At 49.1% G+C, this 15,825-nt stretch carries 16 protein-coding genes and 3 tRNA genes; 10 read left to right on the forward strand and 9 right to left on the reverse strand.

All coding sequences use genetic code 11. The annotated features are described in order from the left end of the window. Nucleotides 1–445 precede the first annotated feature (445 nt). Entirely contained in the window at nt 446–1,267 is an 822-nt protein-coding gene (gene ppsR / locus ACTHUT_RS03610) for a posphoenolpyruvate synthetase regulatory kinase/phosphorylase PpsR (RefSeq protein ID WP_049323052.1), read from the forward strand. 58 nt (nt 1,268–1,325) lie between these two features. Here ppsR and dcd read toward each other — a convergent pair whose 3' ends face one another. The 4 genes from dcd to ACTHUT_RS03630 all read right to left on the reverse strand — a co-directional run bounded on the left by dcd (nt 1,326) and on the right by ACTHUT_RS03630 (nt 4,233). Continuing rightward, nucleotides 1,326–1,892: a dCTP deaminase gene (gene dcd / locus ACTHUT_RS03615; RefSeq protein WP_003680541.1), complete on the reverse strand. Its 567-nt coding sequence runs from the start codon at nt 1,890–1,892 to the stop codon at nt 1,326–1,328. 125 nt (nt 1,893–2,017) lie between these two features. Continuing rightward, nucleotides 2,018–2,449 (reverse strand): MORN repeat family protein, encoded by a 432-nt coding sequence (locus ACTHUT_RS03620; protein WP_036491305.1) that lies wholly within the window; start codon nt 2,447–2,449, stop codon nt 2,018–2,020. 24 nt (nt 2,450–2,473) lie between these two features. After that, nucleotides 2,474–3,256 carry an ADP-ribosylglycohydrolase family protein gene (locus ACTHUT_RS03625; RefSeq protein ID WP_440386173.1) on the reverse strand — a complete coding sequence of 261 codons (783 nt, stop codon included), beginning with the start codon at nt 3,254–3,256 and terminating at the stop codon, nt 2,474–2,476. Nucleotides 3,257–3,333: 77 nt separating this feature from the next. Then, on the reverse strand, nt 3,334–4,233 hold the full coding sequence (locus ACTHUT_RS03630; protein WP_440386174.1) for a recombination-associated protein RdgC: 900 nt from the start codon (nt 4,231–4,233) through the stop codon (nt 3,334–3,336). A 133-nt stretch (nt 4,234–4,366) separates the two neighbouring features. On the opposite strand from ACTHUT_RS03630, the gene ACTHUT_RS03635 reads away from it, so the two are divergent. Together ACTHUT_RS03635 and serS are read left to right on the forward strand one after the other, a co-directional pair. Further along, a tRNA-Glu gene (locus tag ACTHUT_RS03635) sits at nt 4,367–4,442 on the forward strand. A gap of 124 nt (nt 4,443–4,566) precedes the next feature. Then, nucleotides 4,567–5,862 (forward strand): serine--tRNA ligase, encoded by a 1,296-nt coding sequence (gene serS / locus ACTHUT_RS03640; RefSeq protein ID WP_107857501.1) that lies wholly within the window; start codon nt 4,567–4,569, stop codon nt 5,860–5,862. Between the two features lie 65 nt (nt 5,863–5,927). Here the strand turns inward: serS and ACTHUT_RS03645 are convergent, their stop codons facing one another. The 3 genes from ACTHUT_RS03645 to ACTHUT_RS03655 all read right to left on the reverse strand — a co-directional run bounded on the left by ACTHUT_RS03645 (nt 5,928) and on the right by ACTHUT_RS03655 (nt 7,428). Then, nucleotides 5,928–6,167: a putative hemolysin gene (locus ACTHUT_RS03645; RefSeq protein WP_440386175.1), complete on the reverse strand. Its 240-nt coding sequence runs from the start codon at nt 6,165–6,167 to the stop codon at nt 5,928–5,930. A gap of 129 nt (nt 6,168–6,296) precedes the next feature. Then, nucleotides 6,297–7,100: a basic amino acid ABC transporter substrate-binding protein gene (locus ACTHUT_RS03650; protein ID WP_049347925.1), complete on the reverse strand. Its 804-nt coding sequence runs from the start codon at nt 7,098–7,100 to the stop codon at nt 6,297–6,299. Nucleotides 7,101–7,176: 76 nt separating this feature from the next. Further along, on the reverse strand, nt 7,177–7,428 hold the full coding sequence (locus ACTHUT_RS03655; protein WP_070588139.1) for an NGO1151 family protein: 252 nt from the start codon (nt 7,426–7,428) through the stop codon (nt 7,177–7,179). A gap of 165 nt (nt 7,429–7,593) precedes the next feature. Here ACTHUT_RS03655 and ACTHUT_RS03660 point away from each other — a divergent pair, with 165 nt between their 5' ends. From ACTHUT_RS03660 to ACTHUT_RS03675, 4 genes are all read left to right on the forward strand, one after another. Continuing rightward, on the forward strand, nt 7,594–8,400 hold the full coding sequence (locus tag ACTHUT_RS03660; protein WP_440386176.1) for a hypothetical protein: 807 nt from the start codon (nt 7,594–7,596) through the stop codon (nt 8,398–8,400). A 121-nt stretch (nt 8,401–8,521) separates the two neighbouring features. Then, the gene (locus ACTHUT_RS03665) at nt 8,522–9,082 is read left to right on the forward strand and encodes a DUF3465 domain-containing protein (RefSeq protein ID WP_440386177.1); all 561 of its coding nucleotides are present in this window, start codon (nt 8,522–8,524) and stop codon (nt 9,080–9,082) included. A gap of 144 nt (nt 9,083–9,226) precedes the next feature. After that, the gene (metZ, locus tag ACTHUT_RS03670; RefSeq protein ID WP_440386178.1) at nt 9,227–10,396 is read left to right on the forward strand and encodes an O-succinylhomoserine sulfhydrylase; all 1,170 of its coding nucleotides are present in this window, start codon (nt 9,227–9,229) and stop codon (nt 10,394–10,396) included. 89 nt (nt 10,397–10,485) lie between these two features. After that, nucleotides 10,486–10,692, forward strand: coding sequence for a DUF2788 domain-containing protein (locus ACTHUT_RS03675; protein ID WP_003747401.1), 207 nt, complete (start codon nt 10,486–10,488; stop codon nt 10,690–10,692). A gap of 66 nt (nt 10,693–10,758) precedes the next feature. Here the strand turns inward: ACTHUT_RS03675 and ACTHUT_RS03680 are convergent, their stop codons facing one another. After that, on the reverse strand, nt 10,759–11,550 hold the full coding sequence (locus ACTHUT_RS03680; protein WP_440386179.1) for a Cof-type HAD-IIB family hydrolase: 792 nt from the start codon (nt 11,548–11,550) through the stop codon (nt 10,759–10,761). Between the two features lie 197 nt (nt 11,551–11,747). Beyond that, a complete protein-coding gene (locus ACTHUT_RS03685; protein ID WP_440386180.1) occupies nt 11,748–13,139 on the reverse strand; it encodes an exonuclease domain-containing protein in 1,392 nt (463 codons plus the stop codon). Nucleotides 13,140–13,254: 115 nt separating this feature from the next. Here ACTHUT_RS03685 and ACTHUT_RS03690 point away from each other — a divergent pair. From ACTHUT_RS03690 to ACTHUT_RS03700, 3 genes are all read left to right on the forward strand, one after another. Continuing rightward, nucleotides 13,255–13,331: transfer RNA gene (locus tag ACTHUT_RS03690), tRNA-Arg, on the forward strand. 12 nt (nt 13,332–13,343) lie between these two features. After that, nucleotides 13,344–13,418 (forward strand) — tRNA-Glu (locus ACTHUT_RS03695). 165 nt (nt 13,419–13,583) lie between these two features. Next, entirely contained in the window at nt 13,584–15,809 is a 2,226-nt protein-coding gene (locus ACTHUT_RS03700) for a DNA internalization-related competence protein ComEC/Rec2 (RefSeq protein ID WP_440386181.1), read from the forward strand. The last annotated feature ends 16 nt before the right edge of the window (nt 15,810–15,825 follow it).

A 15,825-nucleotide genomic window follows, 5' to 3' on the forward strand; every position in this document is an offset into this window, starting at 1 on the left:
TCAAACCAAATAACGTAGTTTTCGGCCATTTGTGTGTCCAATCCAATCCAAAAATGTTAAAAAAGAAACAAATCCGCCTGCTTATTGTAGCCATTCGTTTGATGGCTGTCATGTGTTTTATCTTTTTTAAAATCACAAATTCGTCTGTGATACTGTGCTTTTCAAGCGTGTAGTCTTCTGAAATGTGAATATCAGATTCATGTTTTTGTGAGTTATCCTATTGTTAAATATGGAAAACAAAATAAGTTAATAAATTTGATAAACAAGATTTATTTTGCAATTTTAGAATAAAATTCTACAAAAAATTAAAAAATAAAATATTATGCTAATTTAAAAATTGTTCAAATTTGTTGTAATCCTGTGTAATCTGCTGGGAGTCGCTTTATTGCAAAGGCTGTAACTGCTATGATTGCCGTCTGAAACGTTACCTTCAAGAGGATTCATTATGACTGATCCACGCCAAGTCTTCTATATTTCCGACCGAACCGGCCTGACCGCCGAAAATATCGGTGAAGCCTTGCTGAACCAATTTGGCAATGTTGAGTTCAAACGCCATACCTATCCGTTTATCGATACGCCTGAAAAAGCGCGTGCTGTTGTAGACAAAGTCAACCAGTCTGCCGAAAAATTCGGCGTGCGCCCGATTGCTTTTGTCAGTGTGGTCAATGACGAAATCCGTGAAATCATCAAGAAAGCCAATGCGTTCCATATTAATTTCTTTGAAACCTTTCTCGGCCTTTTGGAAAAGGAACTCAATACGGAGGCGGTTGCCGCCCAGCAGGGGCACCACAGTATCGGCAATACCCAACGCTATGATGCGCGTATGGAGGCGGTCAATTTTTCACTGAATCATGATGACGGTGTCAGTGATAAGAATTTGAAAGAAGCCGATGTGATTTTGATGGGGGTTTCCCGTTCCGGCAAAACGCCGACTTGTCTCTATCTGGCCTTGCAATACGGTATCCGTGCCGCCAACTATCCGCTGATTCCCGATGATTTGGAATCGACCGATTTGCCGCGTATGGTCAAGCCTTATAAAGACAAGCTGTTCGGTTTGACCATTCAGCCTGAACGCTTGCAGGCAATCCGTCAGGAACGCCGCCCTAATTCGACTTATGCCAAAATCGATACTTGCCGCAGTGAGATTGCCGATGCGCAAAATATGTTTAAACGCCACGGTATTCCGTTTACCAATACTACGGACAAATCTGTGGAAGAACTTGCCGTGCATATCTTGCAGGCTTGCAAGCTGAAACGCCGTTTTTAACTGAAATGATAAAAGGCCGTCTGAAAGTTTCAGACGGCCTTTTGTTTGCTCTTTGATATTAGGTTTTGGGCAGGGTAACACCGGTTTGCCCCATGTATTTACCGTTGCGGTCTTTGTATGAAGTTTCGCAGACTTCATCGCTTTCAAAGAACAAGACTTGAGCCACGCCTTCGCCTGCGTAGATTTTTGCCGGTAGCGGCGTGGTGTTGGAAAACTCAAGCGTAACGTAGCCTTCCCATTCCGGCTCGAAAGGGGTAACGTTGACGATGATGCCGCAGCGTGCGTAGGTGGACTTGCCCAAGCAGACGGTCAGGACGTTGCGCGGGATGCGGAAATATTCGACTGTGCGCGCCAGGGCAAAGGAGTTGGGCGGGATGATGCAGCAGTCGTCTTCGACGGTTACGAAGTTTTTCGGGTCGAAATTTTTCGGGTCGACGATGGTGCTGTTGATATTGGTGAAGATTTTGAATTCATTGGCGCAACGGATGTCGTAACCGTAGCTGGACGTGCCGTAGGAAATGATGCGCTGGCCGTTGGCCTCTTTGATTTGGTTGGGCTCGAACGGCTCAATCATGCCGTGTTCTTCGGCCATGCGGCGTATCCATTTGTCGGATTTAATGCTCATGGTGGTTGTCCTGGGGTAAGGGTTGTTTGGAAATTTTTTGAAATCAACACAACAGCCTTTAGACAGGCTTGTCAATTGATGTTTCAGACGGCCTAAAAGCTGGATAAGGCCGTCTGAAAGGCTGTTTATTTGGTTTTGGAAGCAGATTTCTTAGCCAGTTTGACTTCTTTAATCATACCGTCTTCGCATTTCATGATGAAGACGGGTGTGCCGTTTTGGGAAGCGGTAAAGTTTCCGTGCGCCCTGCCTTTTTTGAACACGCCCTCCAGCGTCATATTGCGTAATTTGGCGCTGTTGGAGGAGAAAGGTTCGATAAAGGTTTCGCTGTTGCCGGAAACGGTATATACGCCTTTTCCGTCAAATTTGCCGTTTTTAAAGGCGCCGACATAGCTGCGGCCGTCCTGGCATTTCCATGTGCCTTTACCGGATGGTTTGCCGTCTTTGCCGACATCGCCATCGTAAACGCAACCTTTTTCCTGATAAGGATTGATGGTTTCGGCAATGGCAGGCGTACCCAGCATGAAGGCGACGGGAAGTAGGGCGAGGTATTTCATCATGATTGTTCCTTTTTGCAGGCGGTTTCAGACGGCCTGATATTGGGATTCAAAAGTCAGCAGGGTTTCAGCAATGCGGCGTGGCAATATGGCTAAAGCGTGTTCGCGCATGGATGCAGGGATACCGTAGTAGGCTTCGGCAATGCTACCGGTAATGGCCGCCAAGGTATCGCTGTCTCCGCCTAGGGAAACCGCCAGTCGGATGGCGTGTTCAAAATCATCGCTTTCAAGAAAGGCGGTAACTGCTTGAGGTACGGTGTCCTGACAGCTTTCGTTAAAATGATAATGTGGGCGGATTTGGTCGCAACTTTGGCTCAAATCATAGCCGAATTGTCGCGTAATGTTTTCTTTGAGTTGCGCTTTGCCCATACCGGTACGCGCCCAAAAGATGGCGGCAGCTACAGCTTGTGCACCTTTAATGCCTTCCGGGTGGTTATGCGTTACGGCGGCGGATTGTTCAGCAAAATGCAGGGTTTCTTCCAATGTGGCAAATGCCCAGCCAACGGCAGAAACACGCATGGCCGAGCCGTTGCCCCAGCTATTATAAGGTTCTGGATCTTTCCATTCTATCCATTGTGAGAAGCGGCCGACATATGCGCCTTTTGGATAGGGATATGCCCTGCACCAGCTTTGTAAGATTAAGGCTAAATCATCGTTGCAGCCTTGTAAAACCCAATCGGCGATGGCAACAGTGCAAATCGTGTCATCGGTAAAGTCGCTGTCGGGACTGAAAATGTCAAAATCGGTGTGACGGTAGTTGTCAAACTCAAATCGTGATCCGGCAATATCGCCAATGACTGCGCCCAACATCATGACATCCTTTCTGATACTTCATTTATGTTTCAGACGGCCTTTGATATTTCCCAATCAAAAGGCCGTCTGAAAAATTATTCTTGCCAGCCGCCCAAATAAGAAACCAGTTCTTCCAACATGGTGCTTATGGCTTCGGTCATCAGGATTTGTGAGGCAAAGGCGAGGCTGGCTGCATCGTCGCCGTTGCTTTCCGCTTCTTCTTGCAAAACGTCCAGATACTGGATGCGTTTGAGCGTAAAGTCTTGGGTGAGGATGAACGTGATTTGTTCGCGCCATACCAAGCCGAGTTGGGTAACGGTTTTGCCATTTTTGACGTGTTGTACCACTTCATCGGCGGTCAGGTCTTGTTTGGAAACTTTGACGACCGGAACAACATCGCCTACGCCTTTAAGTTCGCAATCGCTGTCCAATTCAAAACCGCCCTCACAGTGGCCTTGCAGCAGCCAACTGGTCATTAGGGAGGAGGGCGATTGTTTGGTGTTGGGCAGGGCGGCTTCCAAACCGCCCAACGCTTCGCGCAGTTTGGTCAGGATATTTTCTGCTTTGGCAGAGGCGGCATTGTTGACCAAAAGATACCCGTGGCGTGTGTCGAAAATCGCCTGTGTGCGGCTGCTGCGCGTAAAGGCACGGGGCAGCAAGTCGTCAGTAATCTGTTCTTTCAGCTCTTGTTTTTCCTTACGGCCGACATTGCGCGCTTCGTTGTTTTGGATTTCCAAAACCTTATCATCCAAAATATCGCGGATCACGCCGGCAGGCAGGACTTTTTCTTCTTTTTTCAGAGCAACGCGCCAAGTGTAATCGGCAGGGAAAACCAGCTCGGGCGAAAAGGAAACCGGCGTGGCAAAGCCTTCGCTAAACCAGTCCAAACCCTGACAATGGGCGAATTCGGATTGCGCCAATTTGTCGGCAAGGACTTCTAGTTCGGGCAATTTGTCTTTGTTGAGCGGATAAAAACTGATTTGCTTAAACCACATGGCGAGTTTTCCTTTTTATTAAAACCGGCATTATACAGGGAAAATAACATACGGAAATCGGCAACATCTTTAAAAATGCAGTAAAGGCGTTGACAGAAGAAAAGGCTTTCTGTATAGTTCGCGCTTCGGTTACGCGCCCATCGTCTAGAGGCCTAGGACACTGCCCTTTCACGGCGGCAACCGGGGTTCGAATCCCCGTGGGCGTGCCAAAATTCTTAAAAAACGCTCCTGCTTTTGCAGGGGCGTTTTTTGTTTTCAGACGGCCTGTCGCTGTGAAAATATCTTTAAATTGGTTTACAATAATGCCATTCTGAATCTTAACGAGAGAAAACAATGTTAGACATCCAATTGCTCCGCAGCAATACCGCCGCAGTTGCCGAACGTTTGGCCGCCCGCGGTTATGAGTTTGATACCGCGCGTTTTAATGCTTTGGAAGAGCAACGCAAAGCCGTTCAAGTGAAAACAGAAGAGTTGCAGGCTTCACGCAACAGTATTTCCAAACAGATCGGTGCGTTGAAAGGCCAAGGCAAACACGAAGAGGCTCAAGCTGCGATGGATCAGGTTGCCCAAATCAAGGCGGATTTGGAGCAGGCTGCCGCTGATTTGGATGCCGTTCAGAAGGAATTGGATGCTTGGCTGCTGAGCATTCCGAACCTGCCGCACGAAAGCGTGCCTGTCGGTAAAGATGAAACTGAAAACGTTGAAGTCCGCAAAGTCGGCACGCCGCGCGAATTTGACTTTGAAATCAAAGACCATGTTGATTTAGGCGAACCTTTGGGTTTGGATTTCGAAGGCGGTGCAAAACTGTCAGGCGCGCGCTTTACCGTGATGAAAGGTCAAATCGCCCGTCTGCACCGCGCACTGGCGCAATTCATGCTGGACACGCACACGCTGAAACACGGCTATACCGAACATTATACGCCTTATATTGTGGACGATCTGACCCTGCAAGGTACGGGTCAACTGCCTAAATTTGCAGAAGATTTGTTCCACGTTACTCGTGGCGGCGACGAGAGCAAAAAAACGCAATATCTGATTCCGACCGCCGAGGTGACGCTGACCAATACCGTTGCCGACAGCATTGTGGCAGGCAGCGATTTGCCGTTGAAATTGACTGCGCACTCCCCATGTTTCCGTTCCGAAGCGGGCGCATACGGTAAAGACGTGCGCGGTTTGATTCGCCAACACCAATTCGATAAAGTGGAAATGGTGCAAATCGTTCATCCGGAAAAATCATACGAAGCGTTGGAAGAAATGGTCGGCCATGCTGAAAATATTTTGAAAGCGTTGGAACTGCCATACCGTGTGATTACTTTGTGTACCGGCGACATGGGTTTCGGTGCAACCAAAACCTACGACTTGGAAGTCTGGGTTCCTGCGCAAAACACCTACCGCGAAATTTCCAGCTGCTCCAACTGCGAAGATTTCCAAGCTCGCCGCATGAAAGCGCGTTTCAAAGATGAAAACGGTAAAAACCGTTTGGTACATACTTTGAACGGCTCTGGCTTGGCAGTCGGCCGTACTTTGGTGGCTGTTTTGGAAAACCATCAAAATGCCGACGGCAGCATTAATGTTCCTGCTGCGTTGCAACCGTATATGGGCGGCGTGACCAAACTGGAAGTAAAATAATCGCTGTTTAAATGAAAAGGCCGTCTGAAACTTGGGTTCAGACGGCCTTTTATATGATTGGGCAATTATTTGTTGTGTTGACGGAAATATTCCCATTCTTCAACGATTTTACCGTCAGGCAAGTGGCACACGCCGTATTCGTTGCCGTCTTTGTCTTTTTTGATTTCGGATTTACCGCCTTGTTTGACGCAGAATTCAGAAGCCGGATTGGCTACGTTGACGTTGAAGGGTTCTTGTTTTTCAGAAGCGGAGCAGGCGGCCAAAGCAGTGGCGGCAGCGAGGCTGAGGATAAGGGGTTTGATCATGGCGTGTCTTTCATTTGAAGGATAAAAACCAGCGGATTATAAGGGATGCTTGCGTTTAATGGCGTTAACCAGATTAAAGGCCGTCTGAAAAGTTTTCAGACGGCCTTGAGTTTAAGAAGTCATACCGGATTATTTGGCTGCTTCGGTTTTTTCGCCTTCTTTAGCAAAGTATTTGGCGTAAATTTTGTCGTATTCGCCACTTTCGCGTACTTTTTTCAGCGCATCGTTCAACATTTTGATGGTTGCTTCGTCGCCTTTGCGTGCAGCGATACCGTAGTTTTCGATGGTGAAGTCAGGCAGGGAGATGAAATCCAAGCCTTTGGTCGGGTTGTTTTTCACATAGTTGGCAATAACCGCGCTGTCGCTGACTACGGAATCCAAACCGCCGTTTTCCAATTCTTTGATAATCAGAGGAACGCTTTCAAAGCGGGCGATTTTCGGATTGTCGTTGCCCAAGAGTTTGGAAACGGAGAAGTCGCCGGTGTAGCCGGTTACCACGCCGACTTTGGCCATGTTTTTCAGGTCTTCGGAAGAAGCTACTTTTTTGCCTTTCGGAACGAGGACAACTTGGGTGATTTCAAAGTATGGGTCGCTGAAGAGCATGCTTTGTTTGCGGTCGTCAGTGATGGTTACGCCGGACATAACGATGTCCACGTCGCCGTTGTTCAGAGAAGGGAAGAGGCTTTCCCATGGCTGGTGTTTGAATTCGACTTTGAAGTTGCCGGCTTTGGCCATGGCATTCATCAAATCTACGTCAAAACCTTCCACTTTGCCGGCAGAATCCAAAGATTCGAATGGGGCAAACTCGGCGTTAGAGCCGACACGGTACACTTTATCGGCAGGAGCAGAGGCATTGTTGCTTTGACCGCCGCAGGCAGTCAGGGCAAGGGCGGAACAAGCGAGGGCAGTGGCCAGCCATTTTTTCATATTCATGATATGTGCTTTCTTAATAAAATGTTAACGGATAAAATCTTAGTTTAGCATAATTTTGTGAACAAACTAGCCGAAATCAGTGGTCTTTTTCTCGGAAAAATGCGTAGGTTACGTCATGGAAGAGGTCGGTGTGCGGGCTGTCTTCGTAGCTCAATTCCGCCAACGCGTCTTCAAAGGCAAGCTGGATGGATTCTACGGCATCGTTGGCCATGTCGGAGGGCAGAGAACGGATAAGGCCTTTGAGGGCGGTGGCGAGGACGTGGTTTTGCATACGCAAAACGTCGTTGGCTTCTTCCAAGTATTCGAGGCGTTGTTCGATGCTGCTCATGATGTATCCTTGAGGGTTTATTAAATAAAATAGTGATTATATAGTGAATTAATATTAAAATGTGACGCTTGCGCCGGCTTGCCGGATATGTCCAACCATCGGCCGCAGTTCAAGCGTTTTTTGTTTGAATGCGGTTCACAATAAAAATGAAAAAACGAGATTATTATGGAAAACAACCGTCTTGACCCCACAGCCCTCGAGGAAGAAGATCTGAATTGGGAAAAACGCTTGGAAAGATTGCGTCAGGCACGACAATTCAATACTGCGCCGACTCATGCGCCATTGGTCAAAAAATCGGACGACGCTGTCGATGTTACGCCCAAAACCGCGCCTAAAAAAGAATATAAATTAGATGCGGACAATCGTGAAAAAGTATTGGAAGAATATTTGTACCGCTGGCAGCTGGAACACAATACTGCCCTTGCCGACGAGGGCGAGGCAGTGGAAACCGATGCGATGGTGGTTTTGCAGGATAATTGGTTGAGCGCGCAATCGGCATTGCAGGCTGCGGCTTCAGACCGTCATATCGAATCGACGCGCACCGTCAGACTGAATCCGAAATCAGGTGCCGTAGATTTTGATGTGGCTGAAGCAGAAGAAACTGAAAAATCGGAAAATGATGATGCGCAAGCGGCTGAAGGGGCGGCTTCAGACGGCCTTGAACCTGAAAAAGAACCGGCCGTCAATGTCCATATCAATGTTTTGAACCCGCAGGCGATTGGCCGTCGGGAAGTGTTCTGCGTTTCCGAAAAAGATTTGACCGAGCGTCTGATTAAACGTTTGCGCCCCCATGTGGCTGATGCGGTCAACGGCATGATTCGGATTGCCGTGCAAAAACAAATGGCCTTGTTCACTTACCAGTTGCAGCAAATGCTCAACGAGCAGGCGCCGGGTTTGGTGGAAGATGTATTGGAACACAATGTCAAACGTATTCTGGACGATATGAAGGTTGAAATGAAATACCGCCGCTGAGTATCCGGGCCGTCTGAAAAGTTTCAGACGGCCTTTGGCATAAATTTCCCTTAAAATTTTGCGAAGCGTGTATAATGGCGGCTCACGTTTTCGTGATAAATATCCTTTCTAAATAGTTGATATGCCCGATGCAGAATCGGGCATTTTTTTTGAGATTGTTATGAATAAAAACAAAATCATTGTATTGCTGATTGCTCTGGTTGCCGTATTTGCCTATCAAAAAATGCAAAACAAGCAGCCGCTACAATCGCAGCATCAGCAGAAAATAGAAGCCGTTCAAAAACAAAACAATGTGGGCGGAGAAAATGCCGATACGGCTCAACAGCAAACCGGTTCGGGCAAACAATCGGCAGAAGCGGTTTTGAAACAGGCGTTTGAAAACGAACAAAGCGATATTCAGGTTGAGGGAGAGGGCACGGTATGGAAAACCCTGCCGGATGACAACAAAGGCACGCGCCACCAACGCTTTATCTTGAAGCTCTCCAGCGGCCAGACGCTTTTGGTGGCACACAATATCGACCTTGCCGATAAGATTAAGGGTTTGAAAAAAGGCGATAAAGTAGCGTTTTACGGAGAATACGAATGGTCGGAGCAGGGCGGAGTTATCCATTGGACGCACCATGACCCGTCAGGCCGGCATACTGACGGCTGGTTGAAACACGACGGCCGCCTTTATCAGTAAAAACGGTTTTCTTGTTTTTTCAGACGGCCTGAAACACGGCCTTCGGCTTGAAAGATGGTAGAAATCGGCGCAAAATGTTAACAAGTTAAACAGACGGAAAAATATTGTTCCGTCCATTGGAATACACAGTAGATTGGAGAATAAATGAACAAAAAACTTCATCCGCAAACGCTGGCCATCCGGGGCGGCAAAGAGCAGACCGAATATCGCGAACACAATCAGGCGCTGTTTTTGACCAGCAGCTTCATGTGGGAAAGCGCGCAACATGCGGCAGATTTGTTTTCCAAAAAAATTAAAGGCTTTACCTATACCCGTACAGCCAATCCGACTACTGCCGCTTTTGAAAAACGCATTGCCGCATTGGAAGGCGCAGAGCGCGCGGTAGCCACTTCGACCGGTATGTCTGCAATTCAGGCGGCGTTTTTTACCTTCCTGCAAGCAGGCGACCACGTTGTTTCCAGCCGCAGCCTGTTCGGCACGACCGTCGGTTTTATTAATAACATCGTAACTAAGTTCGGCATTGAAGTCAGCCATGTGTCGCCGGTTGATGTAGATGAATGGAAAGCGGCCATCAAGCCCAATACCAAACTGTTTTTCTTGGAAACTCCGTCCAACCCATTGGGCGAAGTTGCCGATTTGGAAGCGCTGGCCGAACTGGCGCACAGCATCGGCGCGCTTTTGGTGGTGGACAACAGCCTCTTGTCGCCCGCCGGTTCGCAGCCTTTGAAACACGGTGCGGATATTTCCGTTTCTTCCGCAACCAAAGCCATCGACGGCCACGGCCGCGTGATGGGCGGCGTATTGGCCGGTTCGGAAGAGCTGATGACGCAAGTTGCCATATATTGCAACTCTTGCGGTTTGGCAATGTCTCCGTTTAACGCATGGCAGTTGTTGAGCGGCGTGGAAACCCTGTCGCTGCGTATGGAAAAACAATTCGACAACGCCCTGAAAATCGCCCAATGGCTGCAACAACAGCCGCAAGTCCAAGCCGTGTACTACACCGGTTTGCCCAACCATCCGCAGGCAGAGCTTATCCGCAAGCAACAAAACGGCGGCGGCATCGTCATTGGTTTTGAAGTTGCCGACCAAGAAGCCGCATGGAAAGTCGTGGACGGTGTGGCGCTTTTCTCCCGTACTGCCAACCTCGGCGACGTGCGCTCGACCATCACCCATCCGTGGACAACCACGCACGGCCGGATGCAGCCTGAAGAAAAACTCGCCGCCAATATCCGTCCGGGCTTGATCCGCCTCTCTGTCGGTTTGGAATACATCGACGATTTGATTGATGATTTGCAACAAGCATTGAACAAATAATCTAAAAACAAATTTCAGACGGCCTTAAAATTTAATAGGCCGTCTGAAAGCAATCAAACACACATCTTAAGAATAAAAGGAAAAAAATAATGTCTGAAGCAGAATTCGCCTCGTGGGCAATGAAAATCCTCCTCACCGGCCTGATTATCTTTTTGGGCTTTATCGTTTGGAACTTGGGTAAAGAATCCAAGGCCGGCAAATTCGGCATTGCCATGCTCTTCTTGGTTTTGGGCTTGGGCGTGTTTGGATTTGTATTCAAAGAATTGCTGATTAGCTTTTTGGTATTGCCGAAATAAGCAGGAAGTTTATAGATAGAACAAGGCCGTCTGAACATTTTTTCAGACGGCCTTTTGATTTGATAATTAAATTACGCCCAATTCTTGCAAGCCGCGCAATACGCCGTCTTCATCGACACTTGGGCAGACGAATTGTGCGGCGGCTTTGGCCGCTTCTTCGCCATTGCCCATGGCAACGCCGAAGCCGACGGTTGACAGCATTTCCAAGTCGTTGAAGCTGTCGCCGAATGCCATCACTTTGCTCATATCAATCCCCAGTTTTTCCACTGCGTGGGTGATGCCCCGTGCTTTTGAACCTTCTTGTTTGAGTAGGTCCATGGCATGTTTGTGCCAGCGGACGGATTTGAAGCCGTGTTGCTGGGTTAGTGGTTGCAGGATTTTTTCTTCTTCCTTATCCACAAAGACCAACATTTGATAGACGGGTTGTTTGCGGAAATATTCTTTGTCGGTTAAAAAGTTGGGCAGGATATGCGATAAACCTTCGACAACGCGCGGAGAGTTGGAGGAGACGGCAATTTCTTGGTTGTTGACGAATGCGTAGTCTATTTTGTGTTGCTCAAGCAGGTTGATGGCGGTTTCGATGTCGGCAATATCCAAGGGGTAGCTTTGCAGGGGCTCGCCGCGAAAGGAAATATATTGGCCGTTGATGGTAACGAGCATGTCGATGCCGCATTCTTGAATCAATGCTTTGACTTTGGCGGGAATGGCGGCTTCCGGCCGGCCGGTGGCAATGGCAGTCAGAATGCTTTTGGCTTTCAATGCGCGCATGGCTTGGGCAACCGAAGGACGTAAGGTATCCGTGTATTTGCGGTAGAGGGTGTCGTCGATGTCAAAGAAGATGATTTCAGGATTGTTCATGGTTCACTCGTCGGGCCGGGTATACACAGCTTTCATTGAAAATTGTGTGAACAGCTTGTGTATAAATTGGTTTAGTATTTGATTGTTATTACAAAAATAAGTTCTGATTAAAATTTAGGCAGTTTTTGTGTTGAGAATAAAGCGGAAAGTTATTCACAATAGGCCGTCTGAAAATTTGGTTTTCAGACGGCCTTGTTTTAAGTAATCAGACGGATATTTTCTTTGTCTTGCCTGAATTTGTTTTTAATCACGATAGGCAGGCTGCTGTCGAAATACCAGTTGCCGTCAGGCAAAGCCAACGCGCCGCCGGCGCAGAGCAGGGTAATGCTGTTTCCGGTCAGGGGATCGGTTTCGGTAATTTCAATTTCATGCGCTTTGCCCCAATCGGTTACGGGGAGTAGGGCGGCAAGCTCGGTAATACGTTGGTTTTGATGTTTGATGCCGTCGGGTTGGCGGCAGTCGCCGTTGCATTTTCCGACGGCCTCAACAGGGCAGGGTTCGCCCTTTACGTAGCCGGTCGGCAAAATATTGAGCGAATCCGGGCAGAGCCTGTGTTCTTGCGACCATTGCGCCAAAGCGCGTTTGGCTGCTTTTTTGTGGGCAAACAAACCGTATGGACGCCAGTTTCTGGTGCCGTTGTTTAACAAGACAATGCGTGCTTTAAGGCTGCCGTGTTCGTCAGCGATAAAGCGGACGGTGGAAAACGATGTGGACTTTTCAGACGGCATCAGTTGGTATTCCTGCATGGTCTGGGCTTTGAGCCATAATGTATGGAGCTGACCGAGTGCCGGAATAAAACGGATGGAGGCCGCGGCTTTGATGTGCGGCGGCAGTTTTTTGCTGTGCAGCAGGGTAGCGGTTTCGCTGTATGCGCGTTCGTGTGCTTCAATGGCTTGGGCTTTGCCGAAATGGTCAAACCAAACCAATACGCCGTAACTGTCGGGCAGGGCATAGAGCTGTTGGGCAAGCGAATCAGGCAGCCAAGTGGGCAACATTTTCGGATTCATCAACACACGGACGTGTTCGTCCCATTGTTGGTGATTTTTTTCTGCCAGACTTAATTCGAGATAATCACACAATGCGGCAACATCAGTCATGGCGCGGTGGCGGTTGGCCGTCTGAATGCCGGTGCGTTCGATAATGCTGTCGAGGCTGTGTTTGTAAAACTCAGGATAGAGGCGGCGCGACAGTTGAACCGTACAGAGCGAGGGTGCGGCAAAGTCAGTATGGATACGGGCAAACTCGTGGCGCAGGAAGGTGTAGTCAAAGCGGCTGTTGTGCGCAACAACCACAGCACCTTGCAACAGCGGCAACAAATCGGCTGCAATATCGGCAAAGACAGGCGCGTTTTTCACCGTTTCATCATGAATTCCGGTCAGCCTGGCAACAAATTCGGGAATGCTGCGGCAAGGATTGACCAATTGCTCGTAATGTGTGGCGCGTCCTTGCTCAAAACGAACAAGGGCGACTTCCGTTATCCTGTCTTGATAGAAATTTCCACCGGTCGTCTCCAAATCCACCACGACCACAGGCCGTCCCAAACGGGAAAATGCTTCGGATAAGAGCGGCCAGCGTGCGAAATCTGACATTTTATTCTCTGTAAATTCAATAGCAAATGCGCATTTTACACGCTGTCTGCAAGTTTTCCAAATAAAACGCTTGACAGGAAACAGTCCACTCTCTATAATTCAAATCTTTCTTGATGCACCCGTAGCTCAGTTGGATAGAGTATCTGGCTACGAACCAGAGGGTCGGGCGTTCGAATCGCTCCGGGTGCGCCACAGAAAATCTCCGCGCCCATCGTCTAGCGGTTAGGACATCGCCCTTTCACGGCGGTAACCGGGGTTCGATTCCCCGTGGGCGTGCCAGTTTATAAAAAAGCGCAATCTGTTTCAGATTGCGCTTTTTTGCGTCTATCGGCTTTGAAATAATTTAAGCATATCTTTTATCTGATAACGGCTAATCGACATTTGTCATAATCTACTAAAAGCATTTATTATATATCCAATAATCATAATTTAAGGGAAACGTTCATGGCGTGGCGGTTTGTGTTGCCTGCTTGGGTGGTTGGTGTAGTGCTTTCGTTTGCGTTGCCGTTTGTGCCGCCATGGTGGACTTGGTTGTCTGTAATCATTGGCGCGCTTGCGTTATGTCGAAGATTTGCTGTGGCTTGGTTGGCTCTGGCCGTCTGCATGGGCATGGCGTTTGGTGTGTGGCGGACAGGGCTGGTGTTGGCCGGGCAATGGCCTGTAGGGGAGGTGGCGGCTAAAGTTTTGATGGTTGAAGTGGTGGATATGCCGCGTGATGATGGTCGGCGCGTGCAGTTTGCGGCAAGGGCTTGGGATGAGCGTGGTCAGGCTTTTGATTTGATGTTGTCAGATTATCAGCGGCGCGATTGGATGGTGGGTAGTCGGTGGTCTGTATCGGCGCGGGTAAGGCCTGTGATCGGTGAAGTGAATGTGCGCGGTTTGAACCGTGAAACATGGGCTTTGGCCAATGGTATCGATGGCATGGGTACTTTGGGGCGCGACAGGAAACTCGTGCGGCAAGGCGGCGGTTTCGGTTTGGCTAATATGCGTGATGCGGTAAGCCGAAGTTGGCAGGGAACGGCGGACAAATATCCTGAGTTTTCAGACGGCATAGGGCTGATGCGTGCTTTGAGTATTGGCGAGCAATCGGCGTTGCGGCCGCCTTTGTGGCAGGCATTCCGTCCTTTGGGGCTGACGCACTTGGTCAGTATTTCGGGCCTGCATGTAACGATGGTGGCGGTATTGTTTGCCTGGCTGATCAAGCGAATTTTTCGTTATTCGCCGTGGATTCCGGCAAAACCGCGTGTGTGGATATTGGCCGGCGGTGTTGCCGGGGCTTTGTTTTATGCGCTTTTAGCCGGTTTTTCCGTACCGACGCAACGCAGTGTGTTGATGTTGGCTGCGTTTGCGTGGGCATGGTGGCGCGGCAGTGGCGGCTCGGGCTGGGTGGCATGGTGGCAGGCTTTGGCCGTTGTTTTGTTGTTGGACCCGTTGGCCGTATTGGGTGTGGGAACGTGGTTGTCTTTCGGTTTGGTTGCTGCTTTGATTTGGGCTTCATCAGGCCGTCTGAAAGAGTCGGGCTGGCGTTTGGCTGTACGGGGGCAATGGGCGGCAACGGTATTGTCGGTGGTATTGCTGGGCTATTTGTTTGCTTCGTTACCTTTGCTCAGCCCGTTGGTTAATGCACTGGCTATTCCTTGGTTTTCTTGGGTGTTGACGCCGTTGGCTTTGCTGGGTTCGGTTTTCCCGTTTGAACTTGTCCAGTTGGTAGCGGCATTCTTGGCAGAATATACTTTACGCGGTTTGGTATGGCTGGCTACGGTATCGCCTGAATTTGCCGTCGCAGCGGCGCCCGTGCCTTTACTGGTGTTGGCGATGATGGCGGCTTTGCTGTTATTGCTGCCTAAAGGAATGGGCTTGAAACCTTGGGCATGTCTGGTTTTATTGGGTTTTGTGTTTTACCGTCCTGCCAAGCTGGAGGAGGGGGTGGCAAGAGTTACGGTGATGGATGCGGGGCAAGGTTTGTCGGTATTGATACAAACGCGTAACCGCAATCTTTTGTTTGATACGGGAACGGAGCAAGTGGCGCAAACAGGTATTGTGCCGAGTTTGAACGCGATGGGTGTGCGCCGTTTGGACAGCCTGATTTTGTCGCACCATGATATTGACCATGACGGCGGTTTTCAATGTGTGGCGGCTGTCGGTGCTGATAAATTGCTTGCGGGACAACCTGAGTTTTATCCGAATGCAGAGTTTTGCCAAGAAGACAAATGGCAATGGGACGGCGTAGATTTCGAGTTGCTCCGGCCGTCTGAAAATACGGGCAAGGAAGATAACGACCAGAGCTGCGTATTGCGTGTTGTGGCAAACGGCAAAGCCTTGTTGATAACCGGCGATTTGGGCGTGAAGGGCGAGGCCGGTTTGATTGAGAAATACGGCAATGCGCTGTATAGCCAAGTGTTGGTATTGGGACATCACGGCAGCAGCACGGCTTCGTCAGGCAGCTTTCTGCATACGGTTTCGCCGCAATATGCCGTGGCATCCAGCGGCTATGCCAATGCCTACAAACATCCGACCGTTGCCGTACAAAATCGTGTTCGTGCGCACGGTATTACTTTGTTGAGAACGGATTTGTCAGGCGCATTGGTGTTTGTTTTGGGGCAAGACGATGTGTTCCAAGGCCGTCTGAAAAAGGACAAGTTTTATTGGCAGAAGAAACCGTTTGAGTAAAAAGGATAAAAGGCCG

Source organism: Neisseria sp. P0022.S010 (genome assembly GCF_051956635.1).

Bases quoted from the DNA above. Each gene is read 5' to 3' on its own strand.
- metZ (WP_440386178.1), top strand. From the start codon at position 9,227: ATGAACAAAAAACTTCATCCGCAAACGCTGGCCATCCGGGGCGGCAAA.
- ACTHUT_RS03665 (WP_440386177.1), top strand. From the start codon at position 8,522: ATGCCCGATGCAGAATCGGGCATTTTTTTTGAGATTGTTATGAATAAA.
- ACTHUT_RS03620 (WP_036491305.1), bottom strand. From the start codon at position 2,449: ATGATGAAATACCTCGCCCTACTTCCCGTCGCCTTCATGCTGGGTACG.
- ppsR (WP_049323052.1), top strand. From the start codon at position 446: ATGACTGATCCACGCCAAGTCTTCTATATTTCCGACCGAACCGGCCTG.
- ACTHUT_RS03680 (WP_440386179.1), bottom strand. From the start codon at position 11,550: ATGAACAATCCTGAAATCATCTTCTTTGACATCGACGACACCCTCTAC.
- ACTHUT_RS03645 (WP_440386175.1), bottom strand. From the start codon at position 6,167: ATGATCAAACCCCTTATCCTCAGCCTCGCTGCCGCCACTGCTTTGGCC.
- dcd (WP_003680541.1), bottom strand. From the start codon at position 1,892: ATGAGCATTAAATCCGACAAATGGATACGCCGCATGGCCGAAGAACAC.
- ACTHUT_RS03630 (WP_440386174.1), bottom strand. From the start codon at position 4,233: ATGTGGTTTAAGCAAATCAGTTTTTATCCGCTCAACAAAGACAAATTG.
- serS (WP_107857501.1), top strand. From the start codon at position 4,567: ATGTTAGACATCCAATTGCTCCGCAGCAATACCGCCGCAGTTGCCGAA.
- ACTHUT_RS03650 (WP_049347925.1), bottom strand. From the start codon at position 7,100: ATGAATATGAAAAAATGGCTGGCCACTGCCCTCGCTTGTTCCGCCCTT.
- ACTHUT_RS03700 (WP_440386181.1), top strand. From the start codon at position 13,584: ATGGCGTGGCGGTTTGTGTTGCCTGCTTGGGTGGTTGGTGTAGTGCTT.
- ACTHUT_RS03655 (WP_070588139.1), bottom strand. From the start codon at position 7,428: ATGAGCAGCATCGAACAACGCCTCGAATACTTGGAAGAAGCCAACGAC.
- ACTHUT_RS03625 (WP_440386173.1), bottom strand. From the start codon at position 3,256: ATGTTGGGCGCAGTCATTGGCGATATTGCCGGATCACGATTTGAGTTT.
- ACTHUT_RS03675 (WP_003747401.1), top strand. From the start codon at position 10,486: ATGTCTGAAGCAGAATTCGCCTCGTGGGCAATGAAAATCCTCCTCACC.
- ACTHUT_RS03685 (WP_440386180.1), bottom strand. From the start codon at position 13,139: ATGTCAGATTTCGCACGCTGGCCGCTCTTATCCGAAGCATTTTCCCGT.
- ACTHUT_RS03660 (WP_440386176.1), top strand. From the start codon at position 7,594: ATGGAAAACAACCGTCTTGACCCCACAGCCCTCGAGGAAGAAGATCTG.